The sequence below is a fragment of the Hymenobacter sp. B81 genome (genome assembly GCF_044628455.1).
In the GTDB taxonomy this organism is placed as follows: domain Bacteria; phylum Bacteroidota; class Bacteroidia; order Cytophagales; family Hymenobacteraceae; genus Solirubrum.
In genome coordinates, this window is the sequence record NZ_JBIYZW010000003.1 from 189,199 (window position 1) to 209,635 (window position 20,437).

The window sequence follows — 20,437 nt, forward strand, 5'->3', positions numbered from 1 at the left end:
CGCGCCGGCCGGCCGGCGCAAGGTGGTGCTGGCCACCAGCATTGCCGAAACCAGCCTCACCATCGAGGGCGTGCGCGTGGTGGTCGACGGGGGCTTTGCCCGCGTGCCGCGCTTTGTGCCTCGCACGGGGCTCACCACCCTCGAAACCGTGCCCGTGAGCCAGGCCGCCGCCGACCAGCGCCGCGGCCGCGCCGGCCGCCTCGGCCCGGGCACCTGCCTGCGGCTGTGGACGGAAGCCGAGCAGCAGCAGCTGCCCGCGCACCTGCCCGCCGAAATCCTCACCGCCGACCTCAGCAGCCTGGTGCTGGAGCTGGCCCTGTGGGGCAGCGACGCCTCGGCCCTGCGCTGGCTCGACGCCCCGCCGCCCCCGGCCGTGGCCCAGGCCCGCGATCTGCTGCTGCGCCTCGGCGCGCTGCTGCCCTCGGGCCAGCCCACCGCGCACGGCCGCGAGCTGGCGCGCCTGGGCTTGCCGCCGCGCCTGGGTCACCTGGTGGTGCGCGGCCGCGAGCTGAACCACGGCGCCACGGCCTGCCTGCTGGCGGCGCTGCTGGCCGAGCGCGACATGCTGCGCGCCGCCGACCCCAGTCAACCCGCGCCGCCCGATCTGCGGCTGCGCCTCGAAGCCCTGCACACCGGCCGCTCACCCTTGCCCGGCCTGGTAGTAGATGCCGGGGGCTTGCGGCGGGTGCGCGAAGCTGCGGCCGCCCTGCGCGGCCGGGCCGGCATCAAAAGCCAGCAGGTGGAGCCCGACGCGGCGGGGCTGTTGGCCGCGCTGGCTTACCCCGACCGCCTGGCTCAGCGCGAAACGCCCGAGCGGGTGCGCCTGGTAACGGGGCAGCGGGCCGCGCTGGCAGCCGAGTTCTTCGGCGCGCAGGACCAGTTTTTTGCCGTGGCCTACCTCGATGGCACCGCCACCGCGCCCCGCGCCGGGCTGGCCGCGCCGCTCACGTTGGCTGAACTCGAGCAGCTGTTCCCCGAGCAGGTGAAAACCCGCGACGAAGTACGCTTTGATGCCGCCGCGGGACGGGTGGTAGCGCGCCGCCTGCGGCGCCTGGGGGCTATGGTCCTCGCCGATTCAGCCCTGAGTCAGCCCAGCGCCGAGCTGGTCAGCCAGGCCTTGCTGGAAGCGGTGCGCGCCGCCGGCGTGGGGAATTTGCCGTGGCCCGAGAGTGCCCGACAGCTGCGCGAGCGGCTGCAGTTTCTGCACCAGCAGCTGCCCGCCGACTGGCCCGACTTCTCCGACACCGCGCTGCAGGCCGAGCTGGATGAGTGGCTGGGGCCGCACCTGGCGGAATTGCGCAGCCTCGGCGACCTGGCCCGGCTCGACTGGAATGAGCTGTTGCTGGCGCGGCTGCCCGGCGGCTGGGCCCAGCGGCAGGAATTGGAACGGCTGGCCCCGGCGCACCTCGAAGTGCCCAGCGGCTCCCACATCCGCCTCGACTACGCCGACCCCGCCGCGCCGGTGCTGGCCGTGAAGCTGCAGGAGGTGTTTGGCCTGCTCGATACGCCGCGGGTGGTCGGCGGCCGCGTGCCCCTCACCCTGCACCTGCTCTCGCCCGGCGGCCGGCCGGCGCAGGTTACCCGCGACCTGCGCAGCTTCTGGCAAACCGGCTACTTCGAGGTGCGCAAGGATTTGCGCGGCCGCTACCCCAAGCACCCCTGGCCCGACGACCCGCTGTCCCACGTACCCACCAAGCTCACCAAAAAGCGCTTCGACCAGAGCCAGAACCGCTGAGTTCCTTGGCGCCCGGCCCGGCTCCCAACGGATTGGCGAAGCTCAAAAAGCCCTCAATAGCCTTAATTAAGCTTAGCTAGCCTGATTTTGCCTTCGCTAAGCTGAAATCAGGCTAGCGAGGCTTGTTTCAGCTTAGCGAAGGTCGAAGCAACGCTAGCTAAGCTGATTTTGCCTTAGCTAAGGTTGAAGCAAGCTTAGCTAAGGCTGATTTGACGCTAGTGAAGCTTGTTTTTGCCTTCGCTAGCCTGATTTCAGCTTAGCGAAGGTCGAATGAAGCTTCGTCAGGCTAAAAGCAGGCAAAGCAGGGAGGAATTGGCAGGAGCCAGCGGCACTTCAGTTCAAGCAGCGGGAGAGAACGGGCAACGAATAACTGGCAACTGGCAACTGACAACCGGCAACCGACAACTGCTTTAGCCGGGTACCTGGTCGAGGCCGGAGTGGGCGTCGTGGCTGGGGGCGGGGCTGTAGTGGCGGTGCAGCCAGCGGCTGAGGCCGCCCAGGCCGGGGAACAGCACCCGCTCGGTGATGTTGGCCTGGTCGAGCTTGTCGCGCACTTCCCACTTCAGGCGCGCCGGCAGAATGATGCGGAAGTACAGCTCGGGGTGCTGCTCCAGCCACTGGGGCAGCACGGCCTGGGCCGTGGACATGAGCGAGAACAGGGCGTACTGGTGCACGATGCGCGCGTCGATGGAGGGCGGCTCGAGAAACAGCATATAGGGCTCGTGGGGCTGCATATCGGCCAGCTCGCGCAGGCTGGTGCACACGGGCTGCAGAATCTCGGGCGTAAACACGTTGGAGCCTTCCTGGCGCAGGGCGTCGCGCAGGCGCTCGGGCATGTATTCGGCGGCCTTCACGTAGTTCAGGGCCCAAATCACGCCGTCGCGGTCGTAGGCCTCAATGTCGTCGGTGGCAAAGTGCAGGGCCACGTAGGGCGAGTACGTCCAGTCGAGCAGGCGGGTGGGCAGGCCGTGGTGCTGGGCCACGGCCAGCCAGTTCCAGAGCGAGGCCGTGTCCATCATGGGCGTGTCGTGGGCGTACTTGCGGAAGTTGCGCAGCAGGTGGTGCTCCAGCTCGTGGTACTGCCCGCCCAGGCGCTGCAGGCTGGTGGTCAGGGTGTAGTCGCGCGAGCGGACGCCCCGGTACACGAAGGGCGAGCGGAAGCGCCCGATGCGGCCGTCCCAGGTGTCGCGGAACAGCACGTGCTGCAGCTCTTCCCAGGATTGTACCTGGATATCGATGGGGGGCAGGGGAGAAGGGGCCACGGGAAAATCAGGAAGGAGTAAGCGGCGGCGTGAAGTACGCAAATCGGCGCGCTAGCGGCCAAGCGCGGGCCTACCGCAGCACTTTGCGGATGTCCTCCATCTTACCGAAGAGCACCATCACGTCGTCGGCCTCGAACACGGTGTCGGCGGCCACCACCCCGATGGCGGCCGGGCGGCGCTGGGCGCGGCCAAACAGGTTGGTGGTTTCCTTGGGGCGGATGATGGTGAGCACGTTGATGTTGTAGCGCTGGCGGAAGTTGGCTTCCTGAATGGTTTTGCCCACGTAGCGCGGCGGCACCGTGGCCTGAATGATGTTGTAGTCCTCCGTCAGATCCAGCGAGTCCAGAATGCCGGTCAGATCGAGGCTTTTGGCCAGGCGCTCGGCAAACTCGGTTTCGGGCCGGATGATCTTGTCGACCCCGATGGCCTCGAGCACGGTCTGGTGCAGGGGCGAAATGGCCCGCCCCACCAGCTTTTTGGCGCCCAGCTGCTTGAAGTTGGCCACGGCCATCACGGAGGCGCCGAAATCCTCGCCGATGCCCACCAGCACCACATCGGTGTCGCCCAGCGGCAGGGTAGCCAGGGCCTGCTGGTCCTTGGCATCGAGGCACACGGTATGAGTCACGCGGTCTTTGAACTCGGTGACCTTGTTCAAGTCGCTGTCGACGGCAATGACCTCGTGGCCCATTTCGGTGAGCTTCATCGACAGCGAGGAGCCGAAGTAGCCCAGCCCAACAATGATGTATTTCATGCGGCGACGGGGGCGTTAGGTGATGATGATGCTCTCGGCGGGGTAACGGTAGTGCAGGTCGTCGGTTTTGCGGAGCATGCCGGCAATGAGGGTAAAGGTACCCACGCGGCCCAGCAGCATGGTGAGCACCAGCACCAGCTTGCTGCCCGCGCTCAGCCCGGCCGTGATGCCCAAACTCAGGCCCGCGGTGCTGTAGGCGGCAAAGGCCTCGAAGGCAATGGACAGCGGGGGCAGGCCGGGGTTGAGGGCCGCCAGCGCCAGCGTGGCCAGCCCCACTACCAGAAACGAGAGCATCATCACGGCAAAGGCCTGCTGCACCGAGCGCGCGGGCACCTGCCGGCCGAAGAGTTCTACCCGCTCCTTGCCCCGGGCAATGGTGTAGATGTTGAGCACGGCCAGGGCGAAGGTGGTGGTTTTGATGCCCCCGCCCGTAGACGCCGGCGACGAGCCGATCCACATCAGCAGCAGATACACCAGCACCAGCGGCAGCGTCAGCCGGCTCAGGTCCACGGTGTTGAAGCCGGCCGAACGGGGCGTGACGCCCCCGAACAGGGCCGTAACGAACTTGCCCGCGCCCTGGTGCTCGCGCAGGCTGTGGTGGTACTCGAAGCCCAGATAGGCCGCCGTGCCCAGCACCAGCAGCGCCGCCGAGGTCAGCAGCACCACCTTGGTATTCACGTTCAGCAGCCGCGGCCGGTACACGTAGCGTTCCTGGTAATAGAGCTGCCGCCAACGCTGGTAGCTTTTCTCGCGCAGGTAGCGGTAGAGGTTGAAGATGATGGGAAAGCCCAGCCCGCCCACCAGCACCAGCCCGATGATGACCAGCTGCAGCGGGTAGTTGAAGCGGAAGCTGCCCTCGTAGAGCCCGGCCGGCAAAGTCGAAAAACCCGCGTTGCAGAAGGCCGAGATGGAGTGGAACACGGCAAAGCCCAGCCGCTCGTGCAGCAGCGGCATCACGGCCGCGTCCAGGCTGAAGAAAATCAGCCCCGCGCCCAGCAGCTCCACCAGGAAGGTAATCCAGACGATGTTGCCGATGGTGCGCATGGTGTTGCCGATGCTTTCCTCGTTGATGAGCCCCTGCATGAAGAGCTGATTCTGAAACGACGACGAGCCCTGGAAAAACTGCGTCAGAAAGCTGGTAAACGTCATCACGCCCAAGCCGCCGAGCTGAATGAGCAGCAGCACCACGGCCTTGCCGAAGGTGGTGAAGCCGTTGGCAAAATCCACCGTGAGCAGGCCGGTCACGCACACGGCGCTGGCGGCGGTAAACAGCGCGTCGAGCGGGCTGATGCCGTGCACCGTGGCCCGCGGCAGCAGCAAGAGGCCGGCTCCCAGCAGAATCAGCACCACGAAGCTGCCGATGAACAGCAGCGCCGGGTTGTACTGCCGCCGGTAGAAGCTCAGCGAGCGGCGCGACAGCTCAATCAGGAACACGTACAGCAGCACCGCCAGAATCAGCAAATCCTGCTCGATGTAGCGGCCCAAGCGGGTGCCTTCGAGCACGAAGCGCTCCGGGAAAAACGTGAGGTACACGCCGTAGGCGGCCACCAGCACCAGCAGGCACTCCACCACCAGCCAGCGGCGGGGCACGCCCACGCGGTTCAGCAGCACCAGGCGCAGCACCAGCACCAGGGCAATGCCCAGGGTATATACTCCGTAGAAAATGTTGAGCGCCGCCTCGCCCGCGGCCGAGTGCGCAAAGCCCAGGTCGTAGAGAAACACCAGCAGCCCGCCCAGACTCAGGTAAAACAGCGCCGCATCGGCCCGCACCAGCAGCCGCGGGCGGTGTTCCTGCAGGCGTTCGTAGAGGTGTTTGCTGAGCTGGGCAAAAAGCATGGCGGGGCGGGGAAGCCGGCGGGGCGGAAAGCACTGCCGGGGCTAGGCCCTACGCAGCGCGGGGGCAAAAGATGGGCCGGCCGCTCCGGGCGCGGCGTCGGTAAAAGTAGCACCGGCTGCGCCGTGGCGGCCGCTTCTGCAGGGCGAAATCTGTATCTTTGAACGTCTGAACTCACCCATTTCCCTGCTCATGTCCTCCCAAGCTGACGTACTCTCGCCCCAGGCTAAAGCCGAACAGCGGCGCGGCTCGCTGAACGCCGCCGGTTTCACCGACTACTACGACATCGACGGCCTGCTCACCGAAGAGCACAAGCTCATCCGCCAGAGCATCCGCGACTTCGTCAAGAAGGAAATCAGCCCCAACATCGAGAAGTGGGCCCAGCAGGCGCATTTCCCCTCGGAAATTGTGCGCAAGTTCGGCGAGGTGGGCGCGTTCGGCCCTACCATTCCCACCGAGTACGGCGGCGGCGGCCTCGACTACATCAGCTACGGCCTGATCATGCAGGAAATTGAGCGCGGCGACTCGGGCATGCGCTCCACGGCCTCGGTGCAAGGCTCGCTGGTGATGTACCCCATCTACGCCTACGGCTCGGAGGAGCAGCGCAAGAAGTACCTGCCCAAGCTGGCCTCGGGCGAGTGGCTGGGCTGCTTCGGTCTTACCGAGCCCGACCACGGCTCGAACCCCGGCGGCATGACCACCACCATCAAGGACATGGGCGACTACTACCTGCTCAACGGCGCCAAGCTGTGGATCAGCAACTCGCCCCAGAGCCAGGTAGCCGTGGTGTGGGCCAAAAACGACGAAGGCCGCATCCGCGGCGTCATCGTGGAGAAAGGCATGGAAGGCTTCACGGCCCCCGAAATCCACAACAAGTGGAGCCTGCGCGCCAGCATCACCGGCGAGCTGGTGTTCGACAACGTGAAAGTGCCCAAGGAAAACCTGCTGCCCAACGTGGAAGGTTTGCGCGGCCCGCTCGGCTGCCTCGACTCGGCCCGCTACGGTATTGCCTGGGGCGCCATCGGCGTGGCCATCGACTGCTACGAGTCGGCCCTGAAGTACTCCCTGGAGCGGGAGCAGTTCGGCAAGCCCATTGCCGGCTTCCAGCTGCAGCAGAAAAAGCTGGCCGAAATGATTACCGAAATCACCAAGGCCCAGCTGATGGTGTGGCGCCTGGGCGTGCTCAAGAACGAAGGCAAGGCTACCTCGGCCCAGATTTCGATGGCCAAGCGCAACTCCGTCGATATGGCCCTGCACATTGCCCGCGAAGCCCGCCAGATCCACGGCGGCATGGGCATCACCGGCGAGTACCCCATCATGCGCCACATGATGAACCTGGAGTCGGTCATCACCTACGAAGGCACCCACGACATTCACCTGCTCATCACCGGCGCCGACATCACCGGCATTCAGGCGTTCAAATAGCCCCTTGGTAAATAAGCAAAACGGCCGCTCCGGTATCGGGGCGGCCGTTTTTCGTTGCTACCTTTTCCGCATGAATAAGAATTATAGCAGCCGATTGACAGGGTGGTTGGTGATAGTGCTGGTGAGTATGGCCGCCTGCCAGTCCAGGCGGCAGGCCGAGCTGGATGCCACTTTTATTGCCGGAGTCCAGGATGGGATACAGGCCAACAAGACTACCGATGGGGCCGAGGCGGAACGCCTGCGCCAGCGCGCCCTGAAGCAGCTTTTCCAGGTGCTGGGCGCCGATTCGGGCTATACCGGCGTGCGGCTCGTTATTGCCCGCACGTACAGAGGGCGCAGCAGCTACCAGCCGGCCATCCGCTGGTTCGAGCAGTCCCGGCGCAAGGAGCCCGAATACTGGCAGCCTACTGCCCAGAACGCCAAAAACTACTACAACCTGGGCTACTGCCAGCTGGCTGCCCGGCAGTGGGATGCCGGGCTGGAAAACGTGGAACGCGCGGTAAGCCTTGACCCCACCAACCAGCTGCGCCAGCAGGCCGGCAACGACTTGCTGCTCATGAGCCGCCTGTGCCAGCGCATAGCTGCCGACCGCGCCGTGGCCGGCGACGTACCGGCCGGCCGGGCCTCGGCCACGCAACTGCGGTTCGTGGCCGCCTCCCTGCTGGAGTTTGCCCAGCAGCTGGACTCCACCCGCACCGACCTGCGGCCCCCGCTCGATTCGCTGCGGGCCATTCCGGCGGTGCGCCGAATGCTGGAGCAATAGCCTGCGTACAACGAACTAAACCAGAAGGGCCGCCCCGCTACCGGGGCGGCCCTTCTGGTTTATGGTAAACGATATTATTTCAGCACGGGCCCATCCTGGCGCAGCAGGTAGCGGGTCGTGAGGCCTTCGTGGGTGGTGCTCACCAGCGTCCAGCCCCGGGCGGTGTACTCGTTCAGCTTCAGCAGCTCGGCCTGGTAGACTTTCAGGTGCGCGTACCGGTTGCGGCGCATAACCAGCGTGGTCGAGTCGGCAATGCCGCGGGCCAGGGAGGCATTGAGGGCCTTTTTGGAAATGCTGTTGAAGTAGGTGGCAAACTCCTCGGTCTTCATGGTGCCGTCGGGCTCGATAACCGTCAGCGCCGACAGCACGTGGGTGGGCCCGGTGGGAATTTCCTTTTCGTGCACCAGCATCAGGTAGCGGGGGGCGGCGGGCTGTTGGGCCCGGGCCGCGGTGGAAGCCAGCAGCAGGCCGGCGAGGATCATAATCCTGTGCATAAGGGGAAGAAGGTAAGCTGAAAGTTGACGGGGCTTTTAGGCTGGAAATAGCCAGCGGGAGGAAAGCAAGTACGTGAGCCGAAGCGCTTAGAGCAGCTCGGTCAGCTCCCGCGTTTCGGCGTCGGCGCGGGCAAAGTCGGGGTGGTCGGCGCCGAAGTGCTCCTGCACCCGCCGGCAAAAAGCCTGCAAATCGGCCGGGCCGGTCGTGTTCACCAGATCAAGCTGCTCCTGCTCGTAGGTCGAGAGGTATTTCTGCGGCGGATCGGGCTTCAGAATCCGCGACGCCACCCAGTCGGCCCAGGTGCCTTCGGGAGTAATTTCCACGAGCAGGGCCAGCAGGGTAACCTGGGCAGCCTGGTAGAGCACCAGCGCCTCAAGTTCGGTAAGGCGGATTTCGGTATCGGCGGGCAGCTCAATCAGGCGCTTGTACAGCGGCTGCCGCACGCTGGCCTGCACGAAGCTCAGGTTGGCGAAACCCAGCACCAGGGCGTGCTCAGAAATCAGCGACAGGTGTTCGATCAGGCTCACGGCCAGCAGCAGCAGCTGGGCCAGGGCAGGCGCAACCGTTCCGAAATCGGCCGACTCGGGCGTATCCGTAACGGCCATGCCGGCCCGCACGGTGTGGCCGAGGCGGGCAAAGGCGCTCTGAATGGCTAGCCGCTGCAGGTGCATCTCTTCGGTCAGCTGGGGATTGCGCACCATCACGCGCCGAATCAGGTGGTGCGTCACCTCCAGGCAGAGGCGGCAATCCCGGTATTTCTTTGCCAGGGCCGCCGGCTCCAGGTCGGCGGCATTGGTCTTATGCCGCCGCGACAGCGTCGTCCAGATCGACGGACACTCCAGCGCCAGCCGCGCCACCGTCAGGTAGCGGTGCATGGCCGGCAGGCCGGTGCGCAGCTCGGTAAACAGCTGGGGCAGCTTGCGCACGTCCCGGCAACGCTCCTGTTCCTCCAGGGTAAAGCCAAACTCCTTGGCCAGAAGGCGGGGCAGCGGGTCGTGAAAATTCAGGGTGAGCAGGGTGGTGGTAACGTGGGCCAGGCCCAGTCCAATCGACACGTCTTCGGCCAGGTAGTTGTCATTCGGGGGCAGGCCTTCATCGGAAAACATAGCGGACACAGTAGCAGTGAATAGTGCGGGTAAGATAAGTATCTAGCGGAGCTCGTCAAACGCATACTGGCCCGTGCTCCAGAACTCGTCCAGCGCCAGCAGCCGGGGCTTGAAAAAGGAAATCAGCTGGGGCCAGTCGTCGCGGCTGAACAGGTTCACCGGCGTCAGCTCCTGGGAAATGCGCGCAATGGCCTGCCCGTGGTCGTCGAGGGCTGCGGGCTCCCAGGTCCAGGTCTCGCCGGTGACGTCCTCCAGCATGGGGCGCAGCTCCCGAAACTGCTCGTAGTACAGCTCGCGTAGGCCCGCGTCGCGGTGGGTTATTTCAATGGCCACGCGGGCGCGCTTGCCGTCGGCGTGCAGGCGGAAGTACACGTGGCGCAGGCCGGTCTTGTAGTTGATCCAGTTGGTGGGCAGCCCCTCGGCCGACGGCACGGGCTGCATGTATTGGCCAAACGTGGTCCAGAATGCCTGGCGCAGGTGGTGGGCTTCGGTCTTGCTGTACATGGGGCGCAAACATACCGCGGTCGGGGCGGCTCAGGCCAGAAGATACGCAGCCCGCCGGCTTCGCGGCCAAAGCCGGTGCCGTCTGCTATTTTGCGGACCCTAAGCTCCTTTCCGCATGTCTGTTGACTCTGCTTCCAAAACCCTGGTGCTGCTCGAATGCCTGGTGGCCGGCACCTCGCACCGCGACAACCTGGCCGCCCACGAACCCGGCCTGCGCCTCGACCAGGCCCTGGAGCTGCGCCGCGAGGCCGACAGCACCTACGACGACTGGGCCGTGCAGGTGCACACCCGCCCCGAAGACGGCGCCGTGTGGCTGGGCTACCTGCCCGAAGGCCGCAACGAAACCGTCGCCCGCCTCATCGACGCCGGCAAGCACCTCTCCGCCCGCCTCACCCACAAATCCTGGGAAGACGACTGGCTCTACCTCAACATCGAAGTCCTGCTCCACGAGTAGGCCCCACCCGGCGTCACGCAGCTACCCCCCCTTGTAGAGACGCATACTTGCGTCTCCCGTTGAACGTCGTCTCCCGTTGAACGGCGCTTCCCAATGAACGGCGCCTTCCCGTCCCGCGTCACGCCGTTGGCGGCTCGGCCGGCAGCGGCGTTTCCTGCACCACGGCCAGCAGCCAGTCCTCCCCGTAGCGCGTAAGCCAGTAGGCTTGCGTGCGGCTCTGCGGCTGCATCTGCGCCAGCCCCAGTTCCTGCAGCCAGCCCATGTCAGCCAGCACCGTGCGCACGTGCAGCCCGGCCGCCGCCGCCAGCTGCGCCGTCGTAAACCGGGGGCCGTGCATCAGGCCCCAGCACAAAGCCGCCAGGCTGCGCAGGCGCCGCGGGTCCAGGTCGCCCAGCCGCGCCGCCAGCGCCCGCCCAATGCGCGCCCGCACCTGCGGCGGCTCAAACCGGTCGGGCGCCGGTGGGGGAGGGGGCGCATCGCGCTGGGCAATGCGGGCCGCAAACTGCGCCAGCAGCTGTTCGGCGGGGGAGAGGGCAGACGCTGGTTCGGGCATGGCACAAAAGCCCCGGCCGCCGGGCAGGCGACCCCCGCTGCCCCGGCCAAATGGCTGCCGCCTAGTTAGCAGTTTTTGCCCAGCCCACCACCCAGCATCACCCTCCGCCGAGCCGGCCGAGGCCAAAAAGAACGTCCTGCTAAGCAAAGCCGAAGCATCTCTACCGCCTCGTTAAGCTTACCGCCTCCCCAAGCCGGCAAAGCAAAGGCCCCCCTTTCATTCCCCCAGCCCAAAACCAGTTCCACGTTAGCAGATACGGATTCCAGGCAAACAGATAACTTTTCCACGCATTCAGATATGACTTACAGGTAAGAAGATGCCATTTCCGCGCACGCAGATACAGTTTCCAGGAGCGTAAATATTCTTTCCGCGCACGCAGATACCGTTTCCAGGAATGCAGGCATCCTTTCTAGGAATGCAGATACGATTTCCAGGATCGTAGATATACTTTCCAGGAGTGCAGATATCCTTTCCAGGAATGCAGATACGGCTTACGTGCATGCAGATGCTGTTTCCACGCACGCAGATACGTTTTGCGCGAGTGTAGCTGTCGTTGCCACGCACGTCGCCCGCCCCGCCCCGCACGGCGTAGCCCGAGCTGCCTCCCCGCTCCAGACCACCGCCCCCAGGCCCCGCCCCCACCTCGGCTATATCGACGGCGGCCCCCCGGGCGTATACCCCGCTTGTACCAACCGCTTTACTGCCATGGCTACCAGCAACCAGAACCCCACCAACCGCAACCCCCAGGGCGGCGCCAACGACGACCGCAAAACCGCCGATTCGCGCTACCAGCCCGACCGCAACCACCCCCAGCGCAACCACGACCGCGACCCGCAGGATGACGGCCCCAGCGCCCAGAACTTCAACACCCGCGCCGCCGACGGCACCTCCGACGGCGTGGCCAAAACCATGGCCGGTGACGGCGCCAACAACGGCGGCCCCGGCGGCCGCGTGGGCGACCGAACCGATAGCCCCAACCGCGACCAGGGCGGCACCCGCGGCGCCGCCGAAAGCCGGGAACCCCACCTGCGCACGCCCAGTGCCCAGTCGTCGAGCCAAAGCCAGCCCAACCAAACCCAGGGCGAGGGCCAAAGCGGCCGCGCCGGCCGCCGCGGCGGCAGCAAAGAGTAGCTCAGCCTCACCCAGGCTACTGCGAGTACAAGCCCGGGCCGGCAGGTCCGGGCTTTAGCATGGGGGCCACCTGCAACCAAGCCGCTGGCGGGCCGTTCGGCGAAGCCCGAAAAGCCAATTGCTAATTAAATTGGTAAAAACCGGAAATGATGTAAGCCGGCCGGGGATAGTTTGCTAAAAAACGGGAGCTTTTTACCGTCCGCCGACGTTACCTTTCGACACCACAACCGCTACTTTTGCTCCCTATGCGCGAAACGTACCTGACCGGAGGCAGCGCCAACTTAGATGCCACGGATAAAGAAATCGACAAGGCCCTGCGCCCCCTGTCCTTCGCCGACTTTACCGGCCAGGACAAGGTGGTGGAAAACCTGAAGGTGTTTGTGGCGGCCGCCCGCCAGCGCGGCGATGCCCTCGACCACGTGCTGCTGCACGGCCCGCCCGGCCTGGGCAAGACCACGCTCTCGCACATCATCGCCAACGAGCTGGGCGCCGGCATCAAGATGACCTCCGGCCCGGTGCTCGACAAACCCTCCGACCTGGCCGGCCTGCTCACCAACCTCGAGCCCCACGACGTGCTGTTCATCGACGAGATTCACCGTCTGAATCCCGTGGTCGAAGAGTACCTCTACTCGGCCATGGAAGACTACCGCATCGACATCATGCTCGACTCGGGTCCCAACGCCCGCTCGGTGCAGATTTCCCTCTCGCCCTTCACCCTCATCGGGGCCACCACGCGCTCGGGCATGCTCACCTCGCCGCTGCGCGCCCGCTTCGGCATCAGCTCGCGCCTGGAGTACTACGACGCGAACCTGCTCACCGGCATTGTGCAGCGCTCGGCCGAAATCCTGGGTACGCCCATTCACGCGGATGCGGCCTTCGAAATTGCCCGCCGCTCGCGCGGCACGCCCCGCATTGCCAACAACCTGCTGCGCCGCACCCGCGACTTCGCCCAGATCAAGGGCACCGGCACCATCACCGTCGACATCTCGCAGTTTGCCCTCAATGCCCTCGACGTCGACCACCACGGCCTCGACGACATGGACAAGCGCATCCTGTCCACCATCATCGACAAGTTCAAGGGCGGGCCGGTCGGCATCAGCACCATTGCCACCGCCTGCGGCGAGGAAGCCGAAACCATCGAGGAGGTGTACGAGCCCTTCCTGATCCAGGAAGGCTACCTCAAGCGCACCTCGCGCGGCCGCGAAGCCACCGAAGCCGCCTACCAGCACCTGGGCCGCCCGCTGCCCCAGCACCTGCGCGGCAACGTGGCCGGCGACCTGTTCACCCAGGAGTAAGGCTGGTTGTTTGTTGTTGGTTTTTGGACCTTTGCCTTTCGGGAGCGTGTCTGAGTTTTCAGGCACGCTTCTTTTTTACCCGCGTCGGTTTTTGGTCGCAGCCAGCAACCAAATACCAATCACCGAAAACCACATGCAAGCCGCCGACCTCACCCGCCTCGAATACACCGCCTTCATCAAGCGCCGGGCGGCCGAGCTGGGGTTTATGGCTTGCGGAATTTCCCGGGCCGAGTTTCTGGCCGACGATGCTCCGCGCCTGGAACAGTGGCTGGCCCGCGGCATGCAAGGCCAGATGCGCTGGATGGAAAACCACTTCGACAAGCGCCTCGACCCGCGCCGCTTGGTCGACGGAGCGAAGTCGGTGATTTCGCTGCTGCTCAACTACTACCCGCCTGCCGACGAGCAGCAGCCCGACGACACCCTGAAAGTGAGCAAGTACGCCTACGGCCGCGACTACCACCACGTCATCAAGGGCAAGCTCAAAACCCTGCTGCAGGACATGCAGGCCCACATCGGCGAAATAGGCGGCCGCGCCTTCGTCGACTCGGCGCCGGTGCTCGACAAGGCCTGGGCCCGTAAGAGCGGTCTGGGCTGGGTGGGCAAAAATGCCAACCTGATTACGCCCGGTGCCGGTAGCTTCTATTTCATTGCCGAGCTGATTGTGGACGTGGAGCTAAGCTACGACGGACCCATCCGCGACTACTGCGGCTCCTGCACGCGCTGCCTCGATGCCTGCCCGACGCAGGCTATCGTAGAGCCCTACGTGGTCGACGGCAGCAAGTGCATCAGCTACTTCACCATCGAGCTAAAGGATCAGCTACCCGCCAGCGTGGCCGGCCAGTTCGGCAACTGGATTTTCGGCTGCGACATCTGCCAGGATGTGTGTCCCTGGAATCGGTTCAGCCAACCCACCGGGGAGGAGGATTTTCGCCCGCACCCGCAGCTAAAAGACCTGCGGCCCGCCGATTGGCAGGAAATTACCCACGAAGTATTCAATGAGTTGTTTCGGCACTCGGCCGTGAAGCGCACTGGTTACGCCGGCCTCACGCGCAACATCCGGTTCGTAGCCGGCGACGCCACTGCGGAGTCGCCGGCTGCGCCAACCGACTAAGCTAGGCGAACCTGGGCGAATACCCGCCGCAGCACACGGCCGTAGAGCTTGGCAAACTGGGTGTAGCACCAGGACTTCAGCTGCTTGACCTCCTCAGGAATGAGCAGGCGCAGGGCCTTGCGAAGTTCTTTCTCAAACAGCGTCCGGTCGAAGCTGACTTTGACAAGAATGGTCTTCACGTATTCCAACATGGTACGCGGGTGTTTGGAGGTGGGGAAATGGGGGTTGGGAGTGTAAACCGCGACCCTATACGAAAGGAAGCAAGAAAGGCTTGGTCTACACGGGGCAGTTGCGGGGAATCCGAAGAAAGATACTACAATTAAGCAGCTAAATGCAAGACATTTTTTTTGATAGTATGTTCATAACATATAGAAAAAATCCCGTCCGGCACGAAGCTGAACGGGACGTTTTCGGCCTTGGCTGGCTACGGCAGCTCAGTACGTGAATTTGGCCAGCAACGCTTCCGCGCTGATGCCCAGCGGCTCATCGAAGGCTTGGGTAATGGGGGCCAGCTTATCAGGCGTGCCGTAGCCGGTCAGCTCGGTAATATTCTGCTCGCTGGTAGCGGTCAGGGGCTGCTTCACGCGGTCTTCGCCGGCGTAGGCAAAGTCGGTTTTGCCCGGTACCGGGCCGTTGCCCTCGACTTGCGAAACCCAGGCTTTCTGACCGCGCAGGCGCCGCACGTAGGCCGAATGCCGCGCCTGCACCGCTTGCATGCTCACTGCCAGCCGCATCAGGTCGTTGTCGGACATGAGCAGGGGCAGCAGGGTTTTGCCGGCCCGCACGCAGGCATCCTCCACAGTTTGCGCCACGCTCAGGAAAGTCGCGCGGTTGGTAAACACGTCGGCCGGGAAGATGGCCGGATCGGCGCCGTTACGGCTGCCGGTGAAATCGTAGTTAACGGTAGTGGGCAGCTCACCGCCCGAGTCAAGCACGACCTTCTCCAGGCGCGTTACGTGCTGCGTTTCGTGGACGTAAAGCGGCTCGATGGCGCTGTGCAGGTCGGCGAGGCCGGGCGCGGTGCGGGCGCGGCCGTAGAGTGCCTGTTGCAGCCGGGCCAGCTGCAGGGCTAATTTCACCAGGTCGAGCAGCGTGCCAATGCGCTGCGCGCGGGCCGGGGTGGCTACACCCGCCAGTGCAAACGGTAGCGCCGCGGCGGCTACGCGGCTCAGACGCAGGAGGGACGAGCGGCGCTCCAGCGAGCCAGTCGAGTCGGCCTGGCCGAGCTCGTCGAGAAAATCAAGCAGGTTCATCACGGAAAGACGGAGCCGGGTTAGCTGGTGGGCAGCTGCGCTGCCGTGAAAGGAATGCTGGCGTACTTGTTCAGCTCGGTGACGACCTCGTCCACGGTTTTCGTTTTTTCGAGGCCGGTAGCGGGGTCTACCACTTCGGCGGCGGTAAACGAGCCGGGTACAAGTAACTCGCGCACTGTGGTCGAGTGGCGGGCTTCCACCGAGGCCATCTTGGCGGCCACCTGCATGAACAGGCTTCCCGTGAACAGCGGCAGCGTGCCGTGCACAGCCGCTACGGCCAGGTCTTCGAACGAGCGGGCCGTGCCCAGCACCTGCTCACGGGTGACGAGCGTGAGGGTGTCGAACGAGAATACGCCGATGGCGAACAGATCGGTCTGGTTGTTCTGGGCGCCCACGGCCAGCAGGTAGTCGCGCTGAATCTGCTCGTGCAGGGTAATTTCCTTGAGCGTGTCCAGCTCGCCGGCGCGCAGGTCGGCCGGGGGAGTGGTGGTTACCTTCTGATAGAAGGCGGCCTGCCACTGCTTCAGGCGGAACAGGTAGTGCAGCAGGCCCGCGTCGCCGCTGCCGAGGCTAATAAGGGCACTGCTCGTGGGCTCAACCTGAGGGTCGTCGCCGCATGCGGCCAGCACCAGGGAAGCCGCTACGGCCGTGCCGGCCGAACGCAAAAACCGGCGACGGGGCGGTTCAGCGGCGGGGATAAGAGAAGAAGACATGGCTAAGTCAAGCGGGCCGCCGGTTCGTACCAGCGGCATCAGTAAACAAAGGTAGCCGTAAACGGCCAAACCGGGTTCTGCCAAAACGAGGCCGGGCCGGCCGCCGTGGTTGCACGCCGGGCCACAAAAAAGGCAGCCCCGAAGGGCTGCCTTTTTTGTGCCGAGCTCTGCTAATTAATTGAGGAACGGCGTGACAATGCTCAGCACCTGGGCCTTGGTCAGCGGCTCGTCGAAGGCCTCGGAGGCCGCCGTGGCCGAAAGGCTGTTGGCCGTGGCAATGCCGGCCAGGCTGACGCCGGCCTGGGTGGTCAGCTCCTCGCCAGCGTAGATGGCGTCGGTTTTGCCCGGGGCCGGACCGTTGCCGTCGTTGCCCACAATCCAGCTTTTGGGCGAGGCGCTGAAGCTGGGCGAGCCGGCCGTAGCCGTGTTGGGCGTGGCGCCGACGGCATTGGCGCGCACCCGGCGCATGGTGCGGATGTGCGAGGCGTGGCGGGCCTCCACCGAGTGAATGTTGAGGGCGGCCTCCAACACGGTGTTGTTGCTAATCAGCTCGGCGGCCTGGCCCTTGTAGGCCCGCACGCCGGTATCCTCGAAGGCCTGCGCCACGGCCAGGAAGGTGTCGTAGTTGCTGAATACCGTGGCGAAGTTGCCGTCGGCGGTAAAGTCGAACCGCGACGCCGGCACGGTTACCAGCGTGGGGTCCACGTCGGTCTTGAGCACGTCCTTAAGGAAGTTGACGTGAGCCAGCTCGTTGTTGCGAATGTCGGTAATGGCCGTGGTGGCGGCACCGGTCGGAATCAGGGCCGCGCCCTTGCTCAGGGCCTCGTTGTAGTAGTGGTATTCAAGCCACTCCAGCGTAAGGGCGAAGTTGAGCACGTCGCGGATGTTCTGGGGCAGGCCGCTGCCCTGCCCGTAGGCCTTGTTAAACATGGAACCCAGGGCCAGCGGTACGGCCGCGGCGGCCAGGGTTTTGCCAAAGCCCGCGAAGTGCTTGAACATGCGCCGGCGCGAGTCCAGGCGTTCGTACACCTCGGGGTCTACTTTTTCGATTTCGGTGATTATCTGGAAGACGTTCATGACGGTAAGGCAGGTGGGGGTAGAAAAGGCGCCGGGCGCCAACTATTCTTTGGGCAGGTTGGCGCCGTTTAGTTTCGAGCCTTCCTTCAGAAAGCCATTAGCGGCGGCGGCCACGTCGGCCGGGGCCTTGGACAGCTCCAGGCCCTGGGCATTTACCACGTTGCTGGCCACAAACGAGCCGTTGCTGATCAGGTCGCGGATCAGGGCGGCGTGCCGCGCTTCCACCGACACGATTTTGCCGGCAATGGTGAGCAGGGTAGCTCCCAGAGTAGTGGCGCTGAACAGCTTGCCAGCGCCGTTGTAGGCGGCCACCCCCAGGTCTTCGAAAGTGCGGGCGGTTTCGAGCACGCTGGTTTTGTTGCCGAAGTTGATGGCCGAGAAGTCCACTTCCAGGGCCTTGATGGGCGTGCCGCCGTTGGCCGAAATGGCGGCCTTCAGAAACTCGCGGTGGATAATCTCGTGGGCAGCCAAATCGTCGAGCACCGATTTTTCGGCGGCCGAGGCGCCGGCGTAGTAGGCCCCGCGCTTCACCTCGGTATAGAAGGCGGCCTCCAACTGCTCGAGGGCGTAGGCGTAGTTCAGAATGCCGATGTCGCCGCTGCCCAGATCTACCGTGCCGGGCGCATCCACGTTGTTGTCATCGTCGTCGCAGCCGGCCAGCAGCAGGCCGGTGGCAGCTACCGCGGCGCTGGAGTAAAGCAGAAAGGAGCGGCGGCGCATGGGCTGCTGCAGGGTGGGGCCGAGGTCGGAGGAGCCGGTCTCGGGCGCGGGAAGGTGTCTGGACATGGCGTAGGGTGAGGTTAGCGTGAATGAAAAAGTCAAAGCATCCCCTTCCAGCCCCGGGCAGGGCGGTTGCATAGCAGAAAAGCAAGGCGAAGTGGGATTTGTCGGCACTTACGGTAGCCGGATAGCTACTGGATTGTGCCGAGCTGCAAGAAACATTTGGCGGTTTTCTGCCGTAGGGCCAGCCATTCAATTCTAAAAACCGCATTTCGGGCCTGCAAACGGCTTTTATAGCGGCAGCTTGGGGAAAGCAAAAACCGAAACAGGCCCATAAAAAAAGCCGGCTGCTCCATCGAGCAGCCGGCTTTAAACCCTGAATAGCACGTCTCCTAGCTAAAGAGCCCGAGGCTGACTCCCAAGGGAGAGCGGAAGTTTCGGGCAATGGCTTTGACCGTAGCCGCATCAAGCGGCTCGTCGAAGGCCTCGGAAGCAGCGGCCGTGGTCACGGTCAGCCCGCCTGGCGCGGTGGTGCTGGTTTGCACGTTGATGGTAGCATGGATAATGTTGTCCTCGGCAGGGCTAGGCAGTGATACCCCGCCGACCACGACGGCCGCGCCAGGGCCATATACCGGCCGGGTCGAAACGGGCTTATCCGCGCCCGGGCCGCCGTTGTCGGTACCTGAAATCCAGCTTTTGGGCCGTAGGTTCAGCTCGGCCGGGGCAGTGCCACCCGGAACGGTGGTAGCCTCCTGGCCGAATTTGCTTTGGGTGAGGCCGCGTCGGATGGTGCGCACGTGCGAGCAATGACGGGCCTCCACCGAGTGAATGTTGAGGGCCGCCTGCAGAATGTCCTTGTTGGCCATCAACAGCGGGGCGCCGCCCTTGTAGGCTCGGATGCCGGTATCGACAAAGGCCTGAGCTACTCCATAGAAAGTGGCCGGGTTGGTAAACACATCGGCGTAGCTGCCCATGCCGGTGTAGTCAAAGGCGGCGGCGGTGGGGTCGGCTTGGCTGAAGGCCTGGGAGCCCAGCGCCGTGCGCAGCACCTTGATGTGGCCCGACTCGTCGTTGCGGATCAAGGTTAGGGCGGGGCGGTCGGCGGCATTGATGAGGGTGCCGGCATTGAGCGCCGTGTTGTAGAAGTGGTACTCCAGGTATTCCAGCTGCAAGGCCAGGTTCAGCACGGCCACAATTTCGGCCGGCAGCGAGGCCCCCTGACCATAGGCTTTGGTGAACACGGTGCCGAAAAATGCTGGCAGGGCAGCGGCCGTGAGCTTTTTGCCCATGCCGCTGAGGTGCCGGAAAGCCCGGCGCCGCGTGTCGAGGCGGGCGTATACTTCGGGGTCGACTTTCTCGATGTCGGAAATGAGTTGGAAGATATCCATTGCGAAAGAGGCAAAAGAGATGAGGCGAAACAGATGAAACCGAGAAATTAGCCGAGGCTGGAAGCGCGCAGTTTGGAGCCTTCGCGCAGAAACTGATTGGCTATGTCAACCACCTGGCTAGGCGTTTTGGAGCGCTCCAGCCCGGTACCAGTGCCCTCGCCCGGGGCCGAGGTGGCCGAGGTGGGCGTAAACAGGTCTACCACTTCGGGCGCTACAAAGGTGTTGTAGGCAAGCAGGTCGCGGATGAGGGCGGCGTGCCGGGCCTCTACCGACACGATTTTGCCCGCCAGCGACAGAAACAGGGGATTGGTGAGGTAGCGCCCCGCGCCGTTGTAGGCCGCCACGCCCAGGTCCTCGAAGTCGCGGGCCGCCTTCAGCACCGAGTCCCGGCTGCTGAAGTCGATGCTGTTGAAGTCGGGCTCCAGATTCTTGATGAGCGTGCCGCCGTTGGCGGGAATGGCCTTTCGGAAGAAGTCGGCGTGAATCTGCTCGTGCAGGGCTAGATCGTCCAGAACCTGCTTCTCGGCGCTGCCCGCGGCCAGCCCTTTGTAGTAGTTGCCACCCAGCACCGCCGTGTAGAAGGCCGCCTCGAGTTGCTCCAGGGCGTAGGCGTAGTTCAGCACGCCCACATCGCCGCTGCCCACATCCACGGTTTCCGCCGGGTCGTTGTTGTCGTCGTCGCAGCCCGCCAGCGCCAAGCTAGTAACGGCTACGGCCGCGCTGGTGTAGCGCAAAAACGAGCGGCGTTGCATAGGCCGCTGCAGGGCGTCGGCCGGCTCGGCTTGCGGGTTAGGGGTAAGCGGTTGGTGATTCATGAGCTAAATGTTTTGGTTGGTAAAAGGCAAAGCGCAGCCCGGCTGCTTCTGA

Annotated in this window: 21 protein-coding genes; 7 read left to right on the forward strand and 14 right to left on the reverse strand. The window is 64.4% G+C overall.

All coding sequences use genetic code 11. The features are described 5' to 3' along the window. On the forward strand, window positions 1-1,735 hold a 1,735-nt coding region (gene hrpB, locus ACE191_RS17770; RefSeq protein WP_400193581.1), incomplete at its 5' end, for an ATP-dependent helicase HrpB. A gap of 410 nt (window positions 1,736-2,145) precedes the next feature. Here hrpB and ACE191_RS17775 read toward each other — a convergent pair. The 3 genes from ACE191_RS17775 to ACE191_RS17785 form a co-directional block, all read right to left on the reverse strand. After that, a complete protein-coding gene (locus ACE191_RS17775; RefSeq protein WP_400193582.1) occupies window positions 2,146-2,997 on the reverse strand; it encodes an FRG domain-containing protein in 852 nt (283 codons plus the stop codon). Between the two features lie 70 nt (window positions 2,998-3,067). Next, entirely contained in the window at window positions 3,068-3,748 is a 681-nt protein-coding gene (locus ACE191_RS17780; RefSeq protein WP_400193583.1) for a potassium channel family protein, read from the reverse strand. Window positions 3,749-3,763: 15 nt separating this feature from the next. After that, window positions 3,764-5,584 carry a TrkH family potassium uptake protein gene (locus ACE191_RS17785; RefSeq protein ID WP_400193584.1) on the reverse strand — a complete coding sequence of 607 codons (1,821 nt, stop codon included), beginning with the start codon at window positions 5,582-5,584 and terminating at the stop codon, window positions 3,764-3,766. Window positions 5,585-5,774: 190 nt separating this feature from the next. Here ACE191_RS17785 and ACE191_RS17790 point away from each other — a divergent pair, with 190 nt between their 5' ends. Together ACE191_RS17790 and ACE191_RS17795 are read left to right on the forward strand one after the other, a co-directional pair. Further along, window positions 5,775-7,007, forward strand: coding sequence for an acyl-CoA dehydrogenase family protein (locus ACE191_RS17790; RefSeq protein WP_400193585.1), 1,233 nt, complete (start codon window positions 5,775-5,777; stop codon window positions 7,005-7,007). Between the two features lie 70 nt (window positions 7,008-7,077). Next, window positions 7,078-7,770 carry a hypothetical protein gene (locus ACE191_RS17795; protein ID WP_400193586.1) on the forward strand — a complete coding sequence of 231 codons (693 nt, stop codon included), beginning with the start codon at window positions 7,078-7,080 and terminating at the stop codon, window positions 7,768-7,770. A 74-nt stretch (window positions 7,771-7,844) separates the two neighbouring features. On the opposite strand, the gene ACE191_RS17800 is transcribed toward ACE191_RS17795, so the two are convergent. From ACE191_RS17800 to ACE191_RS17810, 3 genes are all read right to left on the reverse strand, one after another. Next, window positions 7,845-8,264, reverse strand: a complete 420-nt coding sequence (locus ACE191_RS17800; protein WP_400193587.1) for a hypothetical protein — start codon at window positions 8,262-8,264, stop codon at window positions 7,845-7,847. Window positions 8,265-8,351: 87 nt separating this feature from the next. Beyond that, window positions 8,352-9,371, reverse strand: a complete 1,020-nt coding sequence (locus ACE191_RS17805) for a hypothetical protein (RefSeq protein ID WP_400193588.1) — start codon at window positions 9,369-9,371, stop codon at window positions 8,352-8,354. A 42-nt stretch (window positions 9,372-9,413) separates the two neighbouring features. Beyond that, window positions 9,414-9,875, reverse strand: a complete 462-nt coding sequence (locus tag ACE191_RS17810) for a DUF4268 domain-containing protein (RefSeq protein WP_400193589.1) — start codon at window positions 9,873-9,875, stop codon at window positions 9,414-9,416. 115 nt (window positions 9,876-9,990) lie between these two features. Here ACE191_RS17810 and ACE191_RS17815 point away from each other — a divergent pair, with 115 nt between their 5' ends. Beyond that, entirely contained in the window at window positions 9,991-10,329 is a 339-nt protein-coding gene (locus ACE191_RS17815) for an HIRAN domain-containing protein (RefSeq protein ID WP_400193590.1), read from the forward strand. A 118-nt stretch (window positions 10,330-10,447) separates the two neighbouring features. Here the strand turns inward: ACE191_RS17815 and ACE191_RS17820 are convergent, their stop codons facing one another. Next, a complete protein-coding gene (locus tag ACE191_RS17820) occupies window positions 10,448-10,882 on the reverse strand; it encodes a hypothetical protein (RefSeq protein ID WP_400193591.1) in 435 nt (144 codons plus the stop codon). Between the two features lie 705 nt (window positions 10,883-11,587). Between ACE191_RS17820 and ACE191_RS17825 the strand changes: the two genes are divergently transcribed. The 3 genes from ACE191_RS17825 to queG all read left to right on the forward strand — a co-directional run bounded on the left by ACE191_RS17825 (window position 11,588) and on the right by queG (window position 14,419). Continuing rightward, a complete protein-coding gene (locus ACE191_RS17825; protein WP_400193592.1) occupies window positions 11,588-12,013 on the forward strand; it encodes a hypothetical protein in 426 nt (141 codons plus the stop codon). A gap of 245 nt (window positions 12,014-12,258) precedes the next feature. Further along, window positions 12,259-13,308, forward strand: coding sequence for a Holliday junction branch migration DNA helicase RuvB (gene ruvB / locus ACE191_RS17830; protein WP_400193593.1), 1,050 nt, complete (start codon window positions 12,259-12,261; stop codon window positions 13,306-13,308). 133 nt (window positions 13,309-13,441) lie between these two features. Continuing rightward, the gene (gene queG / locus ACE191_RS17835) at window positions 13,442-14,419 is read left to right on the forward strand and encodes a tRNA epoxyqueuosine(34) reductase QueG (protein ID WP_400193594.1); all 978 of its coding nucleotides are present in this window, start codon (window positions 13,442-13,444) and stop codon (window positions 14,417-14,419) included. Here the strand turns inward: queG and ACE191_RS17840 are convergent. The 7 genes from ACE191_RS17840 to ACE191_RS17870 form a co-directional block, all read right to left on the reverse strand. Continuing rightward, on the reverse strand, window positions 14,416-14,610 hold the full coding sequence (locus ACE191_RS17840; protein ID WP_400193595.1) for a hypothetical protein: 195 nt from the start codon (window positions 14,608-14,610) through the stop codon (window positions 14,416-14,418). The genes queG and ACE191_RS17840 overlap by 4 nt on opposite strands. A 243-nt stretch (window positions 14,611-14,853) precedes the next feature. Further along, entirely contained in the window at window positions 14,854-15,672 is an 819-nt protein-coding gene (locus ACE191_RS17845; RefSeq protein WP_400193596.1) for a ferritin-like domain-containing protein, read from the reverse strand. 20 nt (window positions 15,673-15,692) lie between these two features. Further along, window positions 15,693-16,385: a ferritin-like domain-containing protein gene (locus tag ACE191_RS17850; RefSeq protein ID WP_400193597.1), complete on the reverse strand. Its 693-nt coding sequence runs from the start codon at window positions 16,383-16,385 to the stop codon at window positions 15,693-15,695. 174 nt (window positions 16,386-16,559) lie between these two features. After that, the gene (locus ACE191_RS17855; RefSeq protein ID WP_400193598.1) at window positions 16,560-17,462 is read right to left on the reverse strand and encodes a ferritin-like domain-containing protein; all 903 of its coding nucleotides are present in this window, start codon (window positions 17,460-17,462) and stop codon (window positions 16,560-16,562) included. Between the two features lie 42 nt (window positions 17,463-17,504). Then, complete coding sequence (locus ACE191_RS17860) at window positions 17,505-18,248, reverse strand: ferritin-like domain-containing protein (protein WP_400193599.1); 744 nt, start codon at window positions 18,246-18,248, stop codon at window positions 17,505-17,507. 326 nt (window positions 18,249-18,574) lie between these two features. Then, window positions 18,575-19,570 carry a ferritin-like domain-containing protein gene (locus ACE191_RS17865; RefSeq protein ID WP_400193600.1) on the reverse strand — a complete coding sequence of 332 codons (996 nt, stop codon included), beginning with the start codon at window positions 19,568-19,570 and terminating at the stop codon, window positions 18,575-18,577. A gap of 47 nt (window positions 19,571-19,617) precedes the next feature. After that, a complete protein-coding gene (locus tag ACE191_RS17870) occupies window positions 19,618-20,385 on the reverse strand; it encodes a ferritin-like domain-containing protein (protein WP_400193601.1) in 768 nt (255 codons plus the stop codon). Between the last annotated feature and the right edge of the window lie 52 nt (window positions 20,386-20,437).

Excerpts from the sequence above, each read along its gene's own strand:
- ACE191_RS17780 (WP_400193583.1), bottom strand. The coding sequence starts at position 3,748 with ATGAAATACATCATTGTTGGGCTGGGCTACTTCGGCTCCTCGCTGTCG.
- ACE191_RS17785 (WP_400193584.1), bottom strand. The coding sequence starts at position 5,584 with ATGCTTTTTGCCCAGCTCAGCAAACACCTCTACGAACGCCTGCAGGAA.
- ACE191_RS17790 (WP_400193585.1), top strand. The coding sequence starts at position 5,775 with ATGTCCTCCCAAGCTGACGTACTCTCGCCCCAGGCTAAAGCCGAACAG.
- ACE191_RS17795 (WP_400193586.1), top strand. The coding sequence starts at position 7,078 with ATGAATAAGAATTATAGCAGCCGATTGACAGGGTGGTTGGTGATAGTG.
- ACE191_RS17800 (WP_400193587.1), bottom strand. The coding sequence starts at position 8,264 with ATGCACAGGATTATGATCCTCGCCGGCCTGCTGCTGGCTTCCACCGCG.
- ACE191_RS17805 (WP_400193588.1), bottom strand. The coding sequence starts at position 9,371 with ATGTTTTCCGATGAAGGCCTGCCCCCGAATGACAACTACCTGGCCGAA.
- ACE191_RS17810 (WP_400193589.1), bottom strand. The coding sequence starts at position 9,875 with ATGTACAGCAAGACCGAAGCCCACCACCTGCGCCAGGCATTCTGGACC.
- ACE191_RS17815 (WP_400193590.1), top strand. The coding sequence starts at position 9,991 with ATGTCTGTTGACTCTGCTTCCAAAACCCTGGTGCTGCTCGAATGCCTG.
- ACE191_RS17820 (WP_400193591.1), bottom strand. The coding sequence starts at position 10,882 with ATGCCCGAACCAGCGTCTGCCCTCTCCCCCGCCGAACAGCTGCTGGCG.
- ACE191_RS17825 (WP_400193592.1), top strand. The coding sequence starts at position 11,588 with ATGGCTACCAGCAACCAGAACCCCACCAACCGCAACCCCCAGGGCGGC.
- ruvB (WP_400193593.1), top strand. The coding sequence starts at position 12,259 with ATGCGCGAAACGTACCTGACCGGAGGCAGCGCCAACTTAGATGCCACG.
- queG (WP_400193594.1), top strand. The coding sequence starts at position 13,442 with ATGCAAGCCGCCGACCTCACCCGCCTCGAATACACCGCCTTCATCAAG.
- ACE191_RS17840 (WP_400193595.1), bottom strand. The coding sequence starts at position 14,610 with ATGTTGGAATACGTGAAGACCATTCTTGTCAAAGTCAGCTTCGACCGG.
- ACE191_RS17845 (WP_400193596.1), bottom strand. The coding sequence starts at position 15,672 with ATGAACCTGCTTGATTTTCTCGACGAGCTCGGCCAGGCCGACTCGACT.
- ACE191_RS17850 (WP_400193597.1), bottom strand. The coding sequence starts at position 16,385 with ATGTCTTCTTCTCTTATCCCCGCCGCTGAACCGCCCCGTCGCCGGTTT.
- ACE191_RS17855 (WP_400193598.1), bottom strand. The coding sequence starts at position 17,462 with ATGAACGTCTTCCAGATAATCACCGAAATCGAAAAAGTAGACCCCGAG.
- ACE191_RS17860 (WP_400193599.1), bottom strand. The coding sequence starts at position 18,248 with ATGTCCAGACACCTTCCCGCGCCCGAGACCGGCTCCTCCGACCTCGGC.
- ACE191_RS17865 (WP_400193600.1), bottom strand. The coding sequence starts at position 19,570 with ATGGATATCTTCCAACTCATTTCCGACATCGAGAAAGTCGACCCCGAA.
- ACE191_RS17870 (WP_400193601.1), bottom strand. The coding sequence starts at position 20,385 with ATGAATCACCAACCGCTTACCCCTAACCCGCAAGCCGAGCCGGCCGAC.